We start from the raw sequence: 15,569 nt of genomic DNA on the forward strand, positions 1-15,569 counted from the left end.
AGCGACATCCGTATGCCTACCGAAAAAGCGGCCGGGGAACGGCGGCGGGTGGAGGACGGGGACCATCGGGACGGGAGCCATCGGGACGGGGGCCTCCGGGACGGAGGCCATCGGGCCGGGGAGAAACCGTACTGGCCGGCCGGTGCGGTCCCGGCGGCGGAAGCCGTACGCTCTCGTCATGCTGAACACCCGCTACGCGCGTTCCGGAATGGTCTGCACCGTCGATCACCTCGCCTCCGGCGCGGGTGTGGCCATGCTGGAGCGAGGAGGTTCGGCGGCCGACGCGGCGATCGCGGCCAACGCCGTGCTGGCGGTGACCGCGCCGCACATGTGCGGGCTGGGCGGTGACCTGTTCGCGCTCGTCCACGACGGCCCCGGGGCCCCGGCCGCGCTCAACGCCTCCGGCCGGGCCGGTTCCGGAGCGGACCCGGACCGGCTGCGCGCCGAGGGGCACGAGCAGATGCCGCACCGCGGGGACATCCGCTCCGTCCCGGTGCCCGGCTGCGCCGACGGCTGGCTGGCCCTGCACGAGCGGTACGGCAGGCTGACCATGCCCGAGGTGCTGGCGCCCGCGATCGAGCACGCCCTCGCCGGGTTCCCCGCCTCCCCGCTGATGGTGCCGTCCCTGGAGACGGTCGCTCCCCTGCACCACGACTTCGCCGCCGCCCGCCGTACCGGGGACCTGATCAGGCGGCCCGGCGTGGCGCGGGCGCTGGAGGCCCTCGCCGAGGGGCGCGAGGGGTTCTACCTCGGCGAGTTCGGCGAGGGACTGATCGCCCTCGGCGGGGGCGAGTACACCGAGGACGACCTGGCCAGGGAGAACGCCGACTGGGTCGAACCGCTCAGGATCCGCGCGCTGGGCCACGACGTGTGGACCGCGCCGCCGAACTCCCAGGGTTACCTGCTGCTGCTCGCGCTGGCCATCGCCGAGGAGCTCGACCTGCCCGCCGACCCGGCCGACCCCCTCTGGGCGCACCTGCTGGTGGAGGCCGCGCGGATGGCCGGGCACGACCGGCCCGACGTGCTGTTCGAGGACTGCTCCGTCGAGGAGGCGCTCGCCTCGGCCGCCGAGCGCCGGAGGATGATCGACCCGGACAAGAGGGTCACGGTGCGCGACCTCACCTCCTCCGGCGACACCACCTACCTGTGCGCGGTGGACGGCGAGGGCATGGGCGTCTCGCTGATCCAGTCCAACGCCTCCGGCTTCGGCAGCCTCGTCTTCGAGCCGAACACCGGCATCAACCTGCAGAACCGCGGCATCGGCTTCTCCCTGAAGCCCGGGCACCCCGCCGAGTACGGCCCCGGCCGCCGCCCGCCGCACACCCTCGTCCCCGCGCTGGTCACCCGGACCGACGGGTCGCTGCGCTCGGTGGTGGGCACCATGGGCGGCGACGCCCAGCCGCAGATCCTGCTGCAGATCATCACCCGCCTGCTGGTCCACGACCAGGCGCCGGGACAGGCGATCGCCGCCGCCCGCTGGCGGCTGGCCTCAGGCGGCACCGGCTTCGACACCTGGCTCGCCCCCGACCACGCGACGGTCGAGGTGGAGGAGGGCGCCCCGTGGAGCGGGGGCCTGGGCGAGCGCGGCCACCCCGTCCGCACCGCGCCGTACGGCTCGTCGTTCGGCCACGCCCACCTGATCGACGTGCTGCCCTCGGGCATCCTCGCCGGCGCGGCGGACCCGCGCTCGATCATCGGGGCCGCCGCGGGCCTCTGACGCGCGGCCTCCCGCCGCGGGCGGCGCGGTCAGCGCCGGAGGAGGGCGGCCAGGGCGTGCAGGTCGTCGATGACGTGGTCGGCCTCGGCCGCCTCCGGCCGGGCGGCGTGCAGGTGGCCCCACGGGCCGCGGCGGATCAGCGCGGTCCGCATGCCCGCCGCGCGGGCGGGACGGACGTCGTTGTCGAGCCGGTCGCCCACGTAGAGGATCTCCGCCGGCTCGCGGCCCGACACCGCGACGACCTTGGCGAAGAACTCCGGGGCCGGCTTGGCCACGCCCCAGCCGTCGGAGGTGTGGATCGCGTCGACCGGCAGGTCCATCGCGGTCAGCGCGTCGTACGCCTGCGGCGGCTGGTTGCCCGCGATGATCAGCTCGTACCCGAGGTCGCGGAGCGCGGCCAGGCCGGGCCGTACGTCGGGGTAGAGGTCGTCGGCGTCGAAGTTCACCCGGAGCCCGTCGGGGTCGTCGCGCTTCCACGCCTCCTGCTCGGCCTCCAGGTCGAACCCGGGCCGCAGCAGCTCGAAGACGTCGGAGAACGGCCGGTCGAGGGCGGCCATGCCGCCCAGCATGCCGAGCACCGTGAACCGGGTGAAGCCGAGCCGGTCGGCCCAGCGCGACCAGATCCGCGTCTCGTCGATCAACGTCTCCCCGACGTCGAACACCACCGCCCGAACCATGACATATCCCCTTTCAGCAGGCCGGACCGATCCTAGACGAGCGGGCATCGGGTCGTTCGCCCGGAACAATCTCCCGCGGAATGTCAAGAACGCGTCAGCGGCTCCGACCTGCCGGTGGAAGTGCCCACCGGGGCGCTCTCCGCACACGACAGGGGAGCACGACATGCGCAAGATCATCTACTGGGTCCACGCGTCGCTCGACGGCCACATCGAGGGGCCGAACGGCGAGTTCGACTGGCCCGCCATGGGACCGGAGCTGTCCGCCCACTCCAGGGCGCTCAGCGAGCGGGTGGACACCTTCCTCTACGGACGCCCGGTGTGGGAGATGATGTCGGCCTTCTGGCCGCACGCGGAATCGATGTCGGACGATCCGCACGACCTGGCGTTCGCCCCCATCTGGCGGAGGACCCAGAAGATCGTCTTCTCCACGACCCTCGAAGCGGCCGACTGGGACGCCCGGGTCATCGGCGGCGACCTCACCGAGGAGGTCACCGCGCTGAAGCGGCAGCCGGGCCGGGACATGCTGCTCAACGGCGGCGCGAGCCTCGGAGCCGCCCTCGGCCGGCTCGGCCTGATCGACGAGTACCAGGTCATCGTCCACCCGGTCGTCCTCGGCGGTGGCCGGCGGTTGTTCCCCGAGACGAAGGACCGCCTCGGTCTGCGGCTCATCGGGTCGCGGATCCTCGACTCCCGTACCGTGCTGCTCCGCTATGAGCCCGCCGCACCCTCCGCGCGACAGGGACGCGCGGAGGCATGACGGTGCGGGCCGGGACGGGGTGTCCTGTTAGCGTGACGGGGTGAGCAAGGTCTTCCTGGAGCCGTCCGAGTGGTACGCCACACTGCCCAGCGTGTTCACCTCGGCCGCCGTGCTGATCACCGACGCCGACGACCGGGTCCTGCTGGTCAAGCCGAACTACCGGCCGGGCTGGAGCTTTCCCGGCGGGATCGTCGAGAACGGCGAGGCGCCGCACGACTGCGCCGCGCGCGAGGCGATGGAGGAGCTGGGCGTGCCGGTCGAGGTGGGCGGGCTGCTCGTGGTGCACTGGTCGCCCCCGGCCGGGGACCGCCCCCGCTCCATGGTGAACTTCCTGTTCGACGGCGGCGTGCTGGACGACCCGTCGCGCATCCGGCTGCAGGCCGACGAGTTGGACGACGCGGCGTTCCTGGCCTGGGACACCGCCGTCACACTGCTGCCGGAGGTCAGCGCGCCGCGCCTGCCCGCCGCCCGCCTGGCCCGCCGCGAGCGACGCCCCGTCTACCTCCCCGGCGGCGCCCCCGCGGGCGGATGAGCCACCCCACCGGCCCGGCCAGAGCGGCCACCCGAAGATCCGGTTCGGGGCTCCCCGGGCAAGCCCGTCGACTTCGCCCCGGACACCTCGATCTTCCCGCGACCCCCGGGCGGGGCCCCGCTCAGAGGCGTTCCATGGCCTTACGGATGCGCTTGTCGGAGATCGGGTACGGCGTGCCGAGGGTCTGCGCGAAGTAGCTGACCCGCAGCTCCTGGATCATCCACCGGATCTCCCGGACGTCGTCGTCCGCGCGGCGGGCCGGGGGCAGCTTCTCCACCAGGTCGTGGTACTCGTCCTCGATGTCGTGGAGCTTGTACATCCGCTCCTCGTCGCGGAACGGGTCCTCGGCCATCTTCTCCAGCCGCCGCTCCGCCGCCCTGAGGTAGCGCAGCAGGTCGGGCAGGCGACGGTGGCCGGTGTCGGTCACGAACCCCGGGTAGACCAGGTCGCCCACCTGGTCGCGGACGTCCTCGACCGCGGGGGTGGAGCGCGCCTCGGCCAGGCGGGTGGAGACGGCGTGCCAGACGGCCAGGATGTCCCGGACCCGGGAGACCACCTCCTCGGTGGTGTCGAACAGCTCGGCGCGGACCTTGTCGTGCAGGGCTGCGAAGGCCGCCTCGTCCCAGACCGGCCCGCCGTACTCGCTCATGAGCTTGTCGGCGGCGCAGGCGACGCAGTCGTCGAACAGGGCGACGGCGCCGGCGTGCGGGCTGCGGCTGAGGGCGAGCTTGGCCTGGTTGTCCAGGCGGCCGAGCACCCACTTGGCCGGGGAGGGGGTGTTCAGCAGCAGCAGCCTGCGGGTGCCCTCCCACATGGCGCGGCGCTGCTCGGTCTCGGTCTCGAACATCCGCACGGCCACGGTCGCGCCCTCGTCGGCCAGCGCCGGGTACGCCTTCATCCGGCGCTGCTCGAACGTCTTCGGCAGCTCCCCCACGTTCCAGGTGGTCAGGCCCGACCTCTCCAGCCCGTCGGCGGCGCGGGAGAGGGTCTGTCGGAGCCGGGGGGCGAGCCGCCGCTTGAGGTCGGCGAGGTCCTTGCTCTCGTCGATCTTCTTCTTACGGCCGTCGACGACCCGGAAGGTGATCCGCAGGTGGTCGGGGACCTGGTCGAGCCGCCACGCCTCGCGCGGCACCCACACGCCGGTGAGGGCGGCCAGCTCCCGCTCCAGCACCGTCAGCAGCGGCTCCCGGGTGGGCTCGGCCCGCTGGAGCACCTGCTTGGCGTAGTTGGGGGCGGGCACGAAGTTGCGGCGGATCTCCTTGGGCAGGGACCGGATGAGCGCGGTGAGCAGTTCCTCGCGCAGGCCGGGGATCTGCCAGTCGAAGCCGTCGGGGTTGACCTGGTTGAGCAGGGCCAGCGGGATGTGCGCGGTGACGCCGTCGGCGTCGGCGCCGGGCTCGAACTGGTAGGTCAGCGGGAAGCGCAGGCTCCCCTGGCGCCAGACGTCGGGGTAGTCGCGCTGACTGACGTCGCCCGCCGCGTCGCTGATCAGCATCGACTTCTCGAAGCTGAGCAGGTCGGGCTGCTCGTTCCTGGTCTTCTTCCACCAGGAGTCGAAGTGGCGGCCGGAGACCACGTCGGCGGGGATGCGCCGGTCGTAGAAGTCGAACAGGGTCTCGTCGTCCACGAGGATGTCGCGGCGGCGGGCCCGTTCCTCCAGCTCCTCGACCTCCGACAGGAGTTTGCGGTTCTCCTTGAAGAAGGCGTGGTGGGTCTCCCAGTCGCCCTCGACCAGGGCGTGCCGGATGAACAGCTCGCGGCTCAGCTCGGGGTCGATGCGGCCGTAGTTGACCTTGCGCTGCGCCACGATGGGCACGCCGTACAGGGTGACCTTCTCGTACGCCATCACCGCGCCCTGGTTCTTCTCCCAGTGCGGCTCGGAGTAGGTGCGCTTGACCAGGTGCTGGGCCATCGGCTCGACCCACTCGGGCTCGATCTTGGCGTTGACCCGGGCCCACAGGCGGGAGGTCTCCACCAGCTCGGCGGACATCACCCACAGGGGCTGCTTCTTCGCCAGCGCCGAGCCGGGGAAGATCGCGAAGCGGGCGTTCCGCGCGCCGATGTACTCGGTCATCGGGCGGCGGGGGCCGTCCGCGCCCTTCTTGTCGATGTCCTTGACGCCGACGTGCGACAGCAGGCCGGACAGCAGGGAGATGTGGATCTTCTGCTCGTCGCCGGGGACGCCGTTCAGGGTGACGCCGAGGGACCTGGACATCTGGCGGAGCTGACCGTAGACGTCCTGCCACTCACGAACCCGCAGGTAGTTGAGGAAGTCGGCCTTGCACAACCGCCGGAACGCGCTGGAGGACAGCTCCTTCTGCTGCTCCTGCAGGTGGTTCCACAGGTTCAGGTAGGAGATGAAGTCCGACTCCTTGTCGGCGAACCGGCGGTGCTTCTCGTCGGCGGCCTGCTGCTTGTCGGCGGGGCGCTCGCGCGGGTCCTGGATGGACAGCGCGGCGGCGATGACCATGACCTCGCGGACGCAGCCGTTGTGGTCGGCCTCGATGACCATGCGGGCCAGGCGGGGGTCCACCGGCAGACCGGCCAGCTTGCGGCCGAGCGGGGTGATCTGCCTGGCCTTGTCGAACGCGCCCAGCTCCAGCAGCAGGTCGTAGCCGTCCCTGACCTGGCGCTGGTCCGGCGGCTCGACGAAGGGGAAGGCCCCGATGTCGCCCAGGCCGATGGAGGTCATCTGCAGGATGACCGAGGCGAGGTTGGTGCGCAGGATCTCCGGGTCGGTGAACTCCGGCCGGGAGAGGAAGTCCTCCTCGCTGTAGAGGCGGATGCAGACGCCCTCGGAGACGCGGCCGCAGCGGCCCTTGCGCTGGTTGGCCGACGCCTGCGAGATCGCCTCGATGGGCAGCCGCTGGACCTTGGTGCGGTGGCTGTAGCGGGAGATGCGGGCGAAGCCCGGGTCCACGACGTACTTGATGCCGGGGACGGTCAGCGAGGTCTCGGCGACGTTGGTGGCCAGCACGATGCGGCGGCCGGAGTGGCGCTGGAAGACCCGGTGCTGCTCGGCGGCCGACAGCCGGGCGTACAGCGGCAGCACCTCGGCGTCCTTGCGTTTGGACAGGGCGTCGGCGGTGTCGCGGATCTCCCGCTCACCGCTGAGGAAGACGAGGATGTCGCCCGGGCCCTCGGCGCACAGTTCGTCCACGGCGTCGCTGATCGCCTGGATCTGGTCGTCGTCCTCCTCCACCGGCCGGTAGCGGACCTCGACGGGGTACGTACGGCCGGACACCTCCACGATGGGGGCGTCGCCGAAGTGCCGGGAGAACCGCTCCGGGTCGATCGTGGCCGAGGTGATGACGATCTTCAGGTCGGGCCGGCGGGGCAGGAGCTGCTTGAGGTAGCCGAGGATGAAGTCGATGTTGAGGCTGCGCTCGTGCGCCTCGTCGATGATGAGCGTGTCGTACTGGGCGAGGTCGCGGTCGCCCTGCAGCTCGGCCAGCAGGATGCCGTCGGTCATCACCTTGACGAGCGTGCCGTCGCTCACCTGGTCGGTGAAGCGCACCTTGTAGCCCACGGCCTCGCCGAGCGGGGTGTCCAGCTCCTCGGCGACGCGTTCGGCGACGGTCCGGGCGGCGATCCGGCGCGGCTGGGTGTGCCCGATGAGGCCCTTGACGCCCCGGCCCAGCTCCAGGCAGATCTTCGGCAGCTGGGTGGTCTTGCCGGAGCCGGTCTCGCCGGCGACGATCACGACCTGGTGGTCGCGGATCGCCTCCAGGATGTCGTCCCTGCGGCGGCTGACCGGCAGGCTCTCCGGATAGGTGATCGTGGGCACGCCCGCGCGGCGCTCGGCGACCCGGCGCTCGGCCTTCTCGATGTCGGAGGTTATCTCCGCGGCGATCTTCTGCTGCGCGGCCCGGTTTCTGACCTTGCGGGCGCCGTCGAGCCGGCGCCGCAGCCTGCGCTGGTCACGCAGGGTGAGTTCGGGCAGGCGCGCGTGGAGCTGGGCGAGCGGAGGTGTCAAAGGAGGCGTTCCCATACTGCTTCCAGAGTACTTTCAGCCCGAAGTTCCGGAGCCGACCGCCCATCGTGCCCGACCCACCGCCGTGGCCGCATCCCAATATCGCGCCCCCGGGGAAAGGGGCGGGTCCCCGGCCGCCGAGGCGGCCGGGGACCCGGGTGAGAGGGATCAGGCGGAGGTCAGTTGATCGCCGGGTAGGCGTTCCTGAGCAGCTCCTGGAACTGGGCGGAGAACCAGTGGCCGGAGACCGGGGCGTTCGCCAGGGCACCGGTCGGGTTGTTGCCGTTGCGCTCGTTGCCGGTGTAGGTCGGGTCGCACATCCGGTCGAAGCCCTTGCCCTCGTCGTTGGGGATGGCGGAGCTGGAGCCGTCGGACTCGCCCGGAGGCTTGATCCAGACGTAGGCGTCGAGACCGGGGGCGGGGCTGGCCTGCGGGCGCTCACCGAGGCCGGCTCCGCTCTGGTTGCACCAGTTGCCGGCGTGGATGCGCCGGTCGACCCGCGACTGGTTGACGAAGGTGTTGACGTCGGTGGAGGTGCTGGGAGCGGCCGGGCGGGCCGAGCCGCCCCAGCCGTTGCGGGAGGTGTCGATCAGCATGCCGATGGTGGACTTGAAGCCCTTCTGGACGAGCAGGTTACGGAAGGCCTGGGCGTAGCTGAGCTCGTCGACGTAGAAGTTCCAGTCGACCCACCTCGACTGGCGGACGGTCTGGCCGTTCACCGTCGTGTTGATGGTGAAGTGGGGCTCCTTCAGCGCCGAGTAGTTGGCGGTGTTGGTGATGAAGCCGTCCACGCTGTCGAAGCCGGCGGCGGTGCCGGAGACGGTGCTGGCGAACAGGTCGGCCGAGGGGCCGAAGTTGGTGTCCCAGCCCAGCCAGCCGTGGTGGCCGGCGTCGATGTAGGTGTAGACGTTCTTGATCGCGTGCAGCTTGTCCAGCGCGTAGCGGACGCCGTCCACGTAGGCGCCGCTCGACTTGGCCTCGGCGCACTTGGCGAGGTTGAGGTTGGTGATCAGGTTGGGCAGCGAGTCGATCTCGATGATCGTCACGATCCGCAGGGCCGCGTACTTGGGGTCCTTCATGATCGTGGCGATCGGGTCGATGTACTCGGTCTTGTAGCGGACCAGGCCGTTCTCGGCGATGAGCAGCTCACCGTTGGAGGCCAGCGCCGAGCAGTCGCGGTTCGGCAGGTTGTAGATGACGAACTGGACCGTCAGCGGCTTGCTGCCGTTGGCCGCGTCCTGCTTGACCGCCTCGTCGAGGTGGGCGCGCAGGCCCTTGGCCGAGGAGGTCCCCTCGATGGCGGCGATGCGGTCCAGCCACACACCGGTCGAGATCTCGGCCACGGCGGTGCCGCCCGGCTCGGCCTTGGCCTTGGCCGACCAGTCGGGGTTGACGTAGCCGGTGGCGCCGGCGTAGGGGTTGTCGACGTGCTCGCCGGGCTGCGTGGTGATGTCGTCGTCGTCCTCGGTCGCGGTGACGGAGGCGCCGGTGTGGCCGGTGGCCGCGGCGGCGATGGTGGCGGTGCCGTTGACCTGGTCGCCGTCCTGGGCGGCCGAGACCGTCACGTTCTGCGCCGTGTTCCAGTTGCCGGGCGTGAAGGTGAGCGTGGACGGCGTGATGGTGATGTCGGAGTCACCCGTCTTGGTCAGGTTGACCGTGACGTTGGAGGTGGGAGCCGCGCTGAGCTTGAACCCGACCGTCTTGGAACCGCCCTCGGGCACGGTGACCGCGGTCGAGGTGGCGACGATCGACGGGGTGCCGCTCCCGCCGCCCACGGTGAAGGAGACCGCGGAGCTCTCGGTGGACAGCGCCGGGGAGGCGTTGTCGTAGGCCTTGGCCTTGGCGGTGTGGCTGCCGGTCCCCACGTTCGCCGCCGAGAAGCTGTACGGGGCGGTGGTGTCGGTGTTGACCAGGGCGTCGTCGATGTAGAACTCGACCTTGCTCACCCCGCCGTCGTCACCGGCCGTCGCCGCGAGCGGCACGGCCGTGCCCGCCGGAACGGAGGCGCCGTTCGACGGGCTGGTCAGGCTCACCGTGGGCGGCTGGTTGGTCGGGGTGGTCCCGCCGCAGGTGACGCCGTTGACCGTGAAGGAGGTGGGCTTGGGGTTGCTTCCGCTCCACGATCCGTTGAAGCCGATGCTGGTCGTCGCGCCCGTGGCGAGGCCGCCGTTCCAGTCGAGGTTCTTCGCGGTGACCTGGTTGCCGCTCTGGCTCCAGGTGGCCGACCAGCCCTGCTGGAGTTGCTGGCTGCCGGGGAAGGCGAAGCCGAGGGTCCAGCCGTTCAGCGGGTCACCGAGGTTCTTCAGGTTGATGTTGGCGGTGAACCCGCCCTGCCACTCGTTGGTGGTGTAGCTGACGTCGCACGCGACGGCGGCGTGCGCCATGGTGGCCGGCCCGGCGGCCAGGCCCGCGGCGGCCACCAGCAGGGCCGTCGACGTCGCCGCCCGGTGCCGCCAGGCGCGGCGACGCGGATGAGCTCTCATACGTGATCATCTCCAGGACGTGGGTGGGAGCGCTCCCATAGTCCGGAGGTTTCGGGAATGTGTACAGGGTGTTGCGCACCGGAGGCGCTTCCCCGGGGCCGTCCCCGCCGCTGACCTCACCGAACGTCCTTCGAGTCCGATGAAACTTTCAGTCCGGCCGTACGGTTCCGGCCGGCCGTACGGGATCGGCCGGCCGTACGGGATCGGCGTGGGCGGAGCCGGACCACGGGGTGCCGGGGAACGGTCCGCCCGGCCGGTCTACGCCTTCGCCGCCGCCATGGCGGCCCCCACGATGCCCGCCTCGTTCAGCAGGGCCGCCGGGACGACCGGGGTGTGCAGCCGTACCTTGGGCAGGAACTTCTCCGACTTCTTGCTGACCCCGCCGCCGATCACGATCAGCGCCGGTGAGAACAGCATCTCCACGTGCCGCAGGTACTCCTCCACCCGCTCGGCCCACCTGTCCCAGCTCAGGTCGTGCGCCTCGCGCGCGTGGTCGGAGGCCCGCCGCTCGGCCTCCTTGCCGTGAAGCTCCAGGTGCCCCAGCTCGGTGTTGGGCACCAGCCGGCCGTCGGCGAACAGCGCGCTGCCGATCCCGGTGCCGAACGTCAGCATCAGCACCACCCCGGCCGCCTCCCTGGCCGCGCCGTGCGTCACCTCGGCCACCCCGGCCGCGTCGGCGTCGTTGAGCACCGTCACGGGCAGGCCCGTCGCCTTGGCGAACAGCGCCCGCGCGTCCACGCCGATCCACGACCGGTCCACGTTGGCGGCCGACATCGTGACCCCGTCGACCACGACCCCGGGGAAGGTGATCCCGACCGGCCCGGCCCACTCGAAGTGCCCGGCGATCCGCGCGACCACCTCGGCGACCGCCTCCGGCGCGGCGGGCACCGGGGTCGGGACGCGCAGCCGGTCCCTGGTCAGCCTCCCCGTCGCGACGTCCACCGGGGCTCCCTTGATCCCCGAGCCGCCGATGTCGATTCCCAGCGCCTCCATGGCGTCACCTCCCTGGGTGGCCCCCTTCCCCGCGGCGGGCGGGTGATGCCCACGCACCGCGCGTCCCGGTGACCCCGGTGCCGGGCCCCGGTGCGGGAGCGACCTCCGCACCGGCCACCGGCGGCGTCAAGCCCGCCGATACTCGCCTACAGGCGCGGTCAAGCCCGCTGAAAGCAGCTCATAACACACTGCGGGTACCACCGCAGGAAAGGACCGCTCCTATGATCGCCACCCGCCTCCTCACCGGCCTCGCCCTCGCCGCCGCCGCGCTCTCGGCCGTCTCGCTCCCCTCGGCCGCCCAGGCGGCCACCCCCGCCACCCCCGCCGCCACCCCCGCCGCCGCCGGAGACGCGGACTCCGCCGCGGCCCCCGCCGTCATCTGGGGTCCCCGTTACTCCCCGGGGCGGGGGGCCAAGGCCTCCGGCTCCCTGCGCGCCACCGGCGAGGACCACGCCGACATCCCCGCCGCCGAGACCGTCCGGATCTCCGGGCGCGTCCAGGACCTGACCCGCGCGAGCGCGACCTGCGGCCTGGCGGTCTTCCGGATCACCTACCGGACGTCCGACGGGAACCTGCCCTTCACGCACCGCACCGTCCGCGACTGCTCGTACGGCACGCCGAAGCCGTTCACGTTCGACCACCGGAACGTCTACCAGGTGGAGCTGAAGGTCTGCTCCGAGGCCAGGGCGGCCCAGCCGTCGCTCAACTGCCTCTACTCCGGCACCTGGAAGATCCTCTACCTCTCGCGGTGATCCCCGGCCGCCCGCCCGGCGTCCTCGGAGACGCCGGGCGGGCGGTGACGTTCCGGCGTCCCCGGAGGGCGCGTTCAGGAGGCGGAGGCGCCCGGCTGCTCCGTGATCCGGCCCGCCTCGACGTGGATGTGCCGGGTGGTGTGGACCGCCCCCAGCATCCGCCGGTCGTGGGTGACGAGCAGGAGCGTGCCGGGGTAGACGGCGAGCGCCGACTCCAGCTGCTCGATCGCGGGCAGGTCGAGGTGGTTGGTCGGCTCGTCGAGGACCAGGAGGTTGACGCCCCGGCCCTGGAGCAGCGCCAGGGCGGCCCGGGTCCGCTCCCCCGGCGACAGCGTGGCCGCCGGGCGCAGCACGTGCGCCGCGCGCAGCCCGAACTTGGCCAGCAGCGTCCGCACGTCGGCGGGCGTCATCTCCGGCACGGCGGCGCCGAAGGCGTCCAGCAGCGGCTCGCCGCCCAGGAACAGCCCCCGGGCCTGGTCCACCTCCCCGACGACCACGCCGGGGCCGAGCGAGGCGTGGCCCTCCTGGAGGGGGAGCCGCCCGAGGAGCGCGCCGAGCAGGGTGCTCTTGCCCGAGCCGTTCGCGCCGGTGATCGCCACCCGCTCGGCCCAGCCGATCTGCAGGTCCACCGGCCCGAGGGTGAACCCGCCGCGCCGGACCACCGCGTCGCGCAACGTGGCGACGACCGCCCCGGACCGGGGAGCGACGGCGATCTCCATCCGCAGCTCCCACTCCTTGCGGGGCTCCTCGACCTCCTCCAGCCGCTCGATCATCCGCTCGGTCTGCCGGGCCTTGGCGGCCTGCTTCTCGGTCGCCTCCGTACGGAAGTTCCGGCCGACCTTGTCGTTGTCGGAGGCCTTGCGCCGCGCGTTCTTGACGCCCTTCTCCATCCAGGCGCGCTGCGTGAGAGCCCGCTGCCGCAGGGTGGTGAGGGTGCCGGCGTACTCCTCGTAGGCGTCGCGGGCGCGCTGCCGGGCGATCTCCCGCTCGGCGAGGTAGCCGTCGTAGCCGCCGCCGTAGGACCGGACCTGCCGCTGGACGAGGTCGAGCTCGACGACCCGGTCGACCGTCCTGGCGAGGAACTCGCGGTCGTGGCTGACCAGGACCGTCCCGGCGCGCAGGCCGGCGACGAAGCGTTCGAGCCGTTCCAGGCCGTCGAGGTCGAGGTCGTTGGTGGGCTCGTCCAGCAGGAAGACGTCGTAACGGCTGAGCAGCAGGGACGCCATCCCCGCCCGGGCGGCCTGCCCGCCGGACAGCGCCGCCATCGGCAGGCCGAGGTCCACCGCCAGGCCGAGCTCGGCGGCGACCTCCCCGGCCCGGTCCTCCAGGTCGGCCCCGCCCAGGGCCAGCCACCTGTCCAGGGCGGCGGCGTACTCGTCGTCGGCGCCGGGCCGTCCCTCGACGAGGCCCTCGGTCGCGGTGTCGAGGGCGCGCTGCGCGGCGGCCACCCCGGTCCGCCTGGCCAGGAACTCGGCGACCGTCTCGTCCGCCCGGCGCTCACGCTCCTGGGGGAGGTAGCCGACGGACGCGGTGGGCGGGCTGAGCCGTACGGTGCCGTGCTCGGGCGGCAGCAGACCGGCCAGGATCCGCATCAGGGTGGACTTGCCGGCCCCGTTCACCCCGACCAGGCCGACCACGTCGCCCGGGGCGACGACCAGATCGAGGTCGGAGAACAGGGCGCGGTCGCCGTGGCCGGCGGCGAGGTCCTTCGCGACGAGGGTGGCGCTCATGAGGGCAACGCTATCGGCCACGCCGTCCGGATCTCCCCGCGGTTTCCGGCCGCACGGCGGCGCCGCGCCCCCTTCCACGCCCGGCGGAGCCCGCCGCGCGGGGCCTTCCGCCCCTCGGAACACTCCATAGGAGATTTCGTAAATTCCGCTGATTTCGGGAGATGGAGCATTACGCTCTGCCTAAAGATCTTCACACGGGATCTTCCGGAGCTTTCGGGTGGAGGCGGGGCATGGCAGACGAAGAGTGGACACGCCGCGGAATCGACGTCAACACTCCCAGCGTCGCCCGCCTGTACGACTACTACCTGGGCGGCAAGGACAACTTCGCCGCCGACCGCACCGCGGCCGAGGAGATCCTCGCGGTCGCCCCCGAGGTGCGCGCGGCCGCGCGGGAGAACCGCGCCTTCCTCGGCCGGGCGGTCAGGTTCCTCGCCGGCCAGGGGATCCGGCAGTTCCTGGACATCGGCACGGGCCTGCCCACCCAGGGCAACGTCCACGAGGTGGCCCGGGAGACCGCCTCCGACTCCCGCGTCGCCTACATCGACAACGACCCGATCGTCCTCACCCACGCCAGGGCGCTGCTGCAGGAGGACCGGCACCAGGTCATCGTCACCCCCGGCGACCTGCGGACTCCCGAGGGGATCCTCAAGTCTCCGGAAATCCAGGACCATCTCGACTTCTCCCGGCCGATGGCCGTGCTACTCGTGGCGGTCATGCACTTCATCACCGAGGCCGACGATCCCCGGCGCATCGTGGCCACCCTGCGCGACGCCCTGCCCTCCGGCAGCCACCTGGTGCTGTCCCACGGCACCAGCGACTCCCGGGTCGAGGCCGTGGACAAGGGCACCAGCGTCTACAAGCGGGCCAACTCCCCCCTCGTCCTGCGGAACCGCCAGGAGATCACCGAGCTGTTCGACGGGTTCGACCTGGTGGAGCCCGGAGTGGTCTGGCTGCCGGAGTGGCGGCCGGAGGAGCCGGGGCTCCACGAGGACCCCTCCCGGTCGCTGATCCTCTGCGGGGTGGGGAGAAAGCCCTGATGACGATCGGCTTCGGGCTGGCGGTGCCGCAGTACGGCCGGTTCGCCTGCCCCGAGGCGGTGGTCGCCGTCGCCCGGGAGGCCGAGGCCCGGGGCTTCAGCGGGCTGTGGGCGGGCGACCGGCTGCTGACCCCGCTCTCCCCCCGGGACCGCTACCCCGGCGGCGACGGCACCATCCCGCCGGAGCACCGCACGTTCCTGGACCCGCTCGCGGTCCTCACCACCGCCGCGGCCGTCACCTCCCGGATCCGTCTGGGGACCAGCACGCTGAACGCCAACTGGTATCCCCCGGTGCTGCTGGCCCGCTCGCTCACCACGCTCGACGTGCTCAGCGGCGGCCGCCTCGACGCAGGCCTGGGCCTCGGCTGGTCGAGGGACGAGTACGCCGCCACCGGGGTGCCCTGGAAGGGACGCGCCGCGCGGCTCGACGCCGCGATCGACACGCTGGAGGCGGTCTGGTGCGACGACCCGGTGGCCGTCACCGCCCCCGGCTGGAGCGTCCCGCCGAGCCACATCGGCCCGAAACCCGTCCAGCGTCCTCACCCGCCGATCCTGCTGGCGGGCTTCTCCCCCGCGGCTCTGGAGCGCGTCGGCCGCCGCGCCGACGGCTGGCTCGCGGCGGCCATGCCGGTGCCGCTCCTCGCGGACATGCGGGACACGATACGGCGGGCCGCCGAGCGGGCCGGGCGCGACCCGGACGGGGTGCGCGTCATCGTGCGGGCCAACCCGGTCGTCAGCGGTACGGCCGGCGCGACCGTGGAGGAGATCGGCGCACGGCTGCGGGCCGTTGCCGAGACCGGTGTGCACGAGATCTTCGTCGACCTCCAGCTCACCGCGCGCGACCCCGCCCACCTGCTCGACCTCGCCGAGACCCTGCGCGAGGCCGTCCTCCGTTAGCGATCCCGCCTTCCCGGACCGG

General features: G+C 72.2%; 11 protein-coding genes. 6 read left to right on the forward strand and 5 right to left on the reverse strand.

All coding sequences use genetic code 11. From position 1 onward, the window contains the following. Positions 1-178: 178 nt before the first annotated feature. Positions 179-1,717 (forward strand): gamma-glutamyltransferase family protein, encoded by a 1,539-nt coding sequence (locus ACQP10_RS27760; protein WP_433540021.1) that lies wholly within the window; start codon positions 179-181, stop codon positions 1,715-1,717. Positions 1,718-1,746: 29 nt separating this feature from the next. Here ACQP10_RS27760 and ACQP10_RS27765 read toward each other — a convergent pair whose 3' ends face one another. Then, a complete protein-coding gene (locus ACQP10_RS27765) occupies positions 1,747-2,394 on the reverse strand; it encodes an HAD family hydrolase (RefSeq protein WP_179826791.1) in 648 nt (215 codons plus the stop codon). Positions 2,395-2,557: 163 nt separating this feature from the next. Here ACQP10_RS27765 and ACQP10_RS27770 point away from each other — a divergent pair, with 163 nt between their 5' ends. Both ACQP10_RS27770 and ACQP10_RS27775 read left to right on the forward strand, forming a co-directional pair. Further along, positions 2,558-3,151: a dihydrofolate reductase family protein gene (locus ACQP10_RS27770; protein ID WP_433540022.1), complete on the forward strand. Its 594-nt coding sequence runs from the start codon at positions 2,558-2,560 to the stop codon at positions 3,149-3,151. A gap of 40 nt (positions 3,152-3,191) precedes the next feature. After that, the gene (locus ACQP10_RS27775; protein WP_179826790.1) at positions 3,192-3,683 is read left to right on the forward strand and encodes an NUDIX domain-containing protein; all 492 of its coding nucleotides are present in this window, start codon (positions 3,192-3,194) and stop codon (positions 3,681-3,683) included. Positions 3,684-3,804: 121 nt separating this feature from the next. Here the strand turns inward: ACQP10_RS27775 and hrpA are convergent, their stop codons facing one another. From hrpA to ppgK, 3 genes are all read right to left on the reverse strand, one after another. Then, positions 3,805-7,674, reverse strand: coding sequence for an ATP-dependent RNA helicase HrpA (gene hrpA / locus ACQP10_RS27780; protein ID WP_346023092.1), 3,870 nt, complete (start codon positions 7,672-7,674; stop codon positions 3,805-3,807). 161 nt (positions 7,675-7,835) lie between these two features. Beyond that, entirely contained in the window at positions 7,836-10,139 is a 2,304-nt protein-coding gene (locus ACQP10_RS27785; protein WP_346023093.1) for a glycoside hydrolase family 6 protein, read from the reverse strand. 258 nt (positions 10,140-10,397) lie between these two features. Next, complete coding sequence (gene ppgK / locus ACQP10_RS27790; RefSeq protein ID WP_346023094.1) at positions 10,398-11,132, reverse strand: polyphosphate--glucose phosphotransferase; 735 nt, start codon at positions 11,130-11,132, stop codon at positions 10,398-10,400. A 221-nt stretch (positions 11,133-11,353) separates the two neighbouring features. Between ppgK and ACQP10_RS27795 the strand changes: the two genes are divergently transcribed. After that, positions 11,354-11,884 carry a hypothetical protein gene (locus tag ACQP10_RS27795; RefSeq protein ID WP_346023095.1) on the forward strand — a complete coding sequence of 177 codons (531 nt, stop codon included), beginning with the start codon at positions 11,354-11,356 and terminating at the stop codon, positions 11,882-11,884. A 74-nt stretch (positions 11,885-11,958) separates the two neighbouring features. Here the strand turns inward: ACQP10_RS27795 and ACQP10_RS27800 are convergent, their stop codons facing one another. After that, positions 11,959-13,614, reverse strand: coding sequence for an ABC-F family ATP-binding cassette domain-containing protein (locus ACQP10_RS27800; protein WP_346023096.1), 1,656 nt, complete (start codon positions 13,612-13,614; stop codon positions 11,959-11,961). 230 nt (positions 13,615-13,844) lie between these two features. Between ACQP10_RS27800 and ACQP10_RS27805 the strand changes: the two genes are divergently transcribed. Continuing rightward, complete coding sequence (locus ACQP10_RS27805; RefSeq protein ID WP_179826776.1) at positions 13,845-14,651, forward strand: SAM-dependent methyltransferase; 807 nt, start codon at positions 13,845-13,847, stop codon at positions 14,649-14,651. Beyond that, positions 14,651-15,547: a TIGR03619 family F420-dependent LLM class oxidoreductase gene (locus ACQP10_RS27810; protein WP_346023097.1), complete on the forward strand. Its 897-nt coding sequence runs from the start codon at positions 14,651-14,653 to the stop codon at positions 15,545-15,547. Before ACQP10_RS27805 ends, ACQP10_RS27810 begins: the two co-directional genes overlap by 1 nt. Positions 15,548-15,569 lie beyond the last annotated feature (22 nt).

The sequence above is a fragment of the Streptosporangium sandarakinum genome (assembly GCF_050942225.1).
Classification (GTDB): Bacteria; Actinomycetota; Actinomycetes; order Streptosporangiales; family Streptosporangiaceae; genus Streptosporangium; species Streptosporangium nondiastaticum.

Bases quoted from the DNA above. Each gene is read 5' to 3' on its own strand.
- ACQP10_RS27805 (WP_179826776.1), top strand. From the start codon at position 13,845: ATGGCAGACGAAGAGTGGACACGCCGCGGAATCGACGTCAACACTCCC.
- ACQP10_RS27800 (WP_346023096.1), bottom strand. From the start codon at position 13,614: ATGAGCGCCACCCTCGTCGCGAAGGACCTCGCCGCCGGCCACGGCGAC.
- ACQP10_RS27810 (WP_346023097.1), top strand. From the start codon at position 14,651: ATGACGATCGGCTTCGGGCTGGCGGTGCCGCAGTACGGCCGGTTCGCC.
- ACQP10_RS27770 (WP_433540022.1), top strand. From the start codon at position 2,558: ATGCGCAAGATCATCTACTGGGTCCACGCGTCGCTCGACGGCCACATC.
- ACQP10_RS27785 (WP_346023093.1), bottom strand. From the start codon at position 10,139: ATGAGAGCTCATCCGCGTCGCCGCGCCTGGCGGCACCGGGCGGCGACG.
- hrpA (WP_346023092.1), bottom strand. From the start codon at position 7,674: ATGGGAACGCCTCCTTTGACACCTCCGCTCGCCCAGCTCCACGCGCGC.
- ACQP10_RS27760 (WP_433540021.1), top strand. From the start codon at position 179: ATGCTGAACACCCGCTACGCGCGTTCCGGAATGGTCTGCACCGTCGAT.
- ACQP10_RS27765 (WP_179826791.1), bottom strand. From the start codon at position 2,394: ATGGTTCGGGCGGTGGTGTTCGACGTCGGGGAGACGTTGATCGACGAG.
- ACQP10_RS27795 (WP_346023095.1), top strand. From the start codon at position 11,354: ATGATCGCCACCCGCCTCCTCACCGGCCTCGCCCTCGCCGCCGCCGCG.
- ppgK (WP_346023094.1), bottom strand. From the start codon at position 11,132: ATGGAGGCGCTGGGAATCGACATCGGCGGCTCGGGGATCAAGGGAGCC.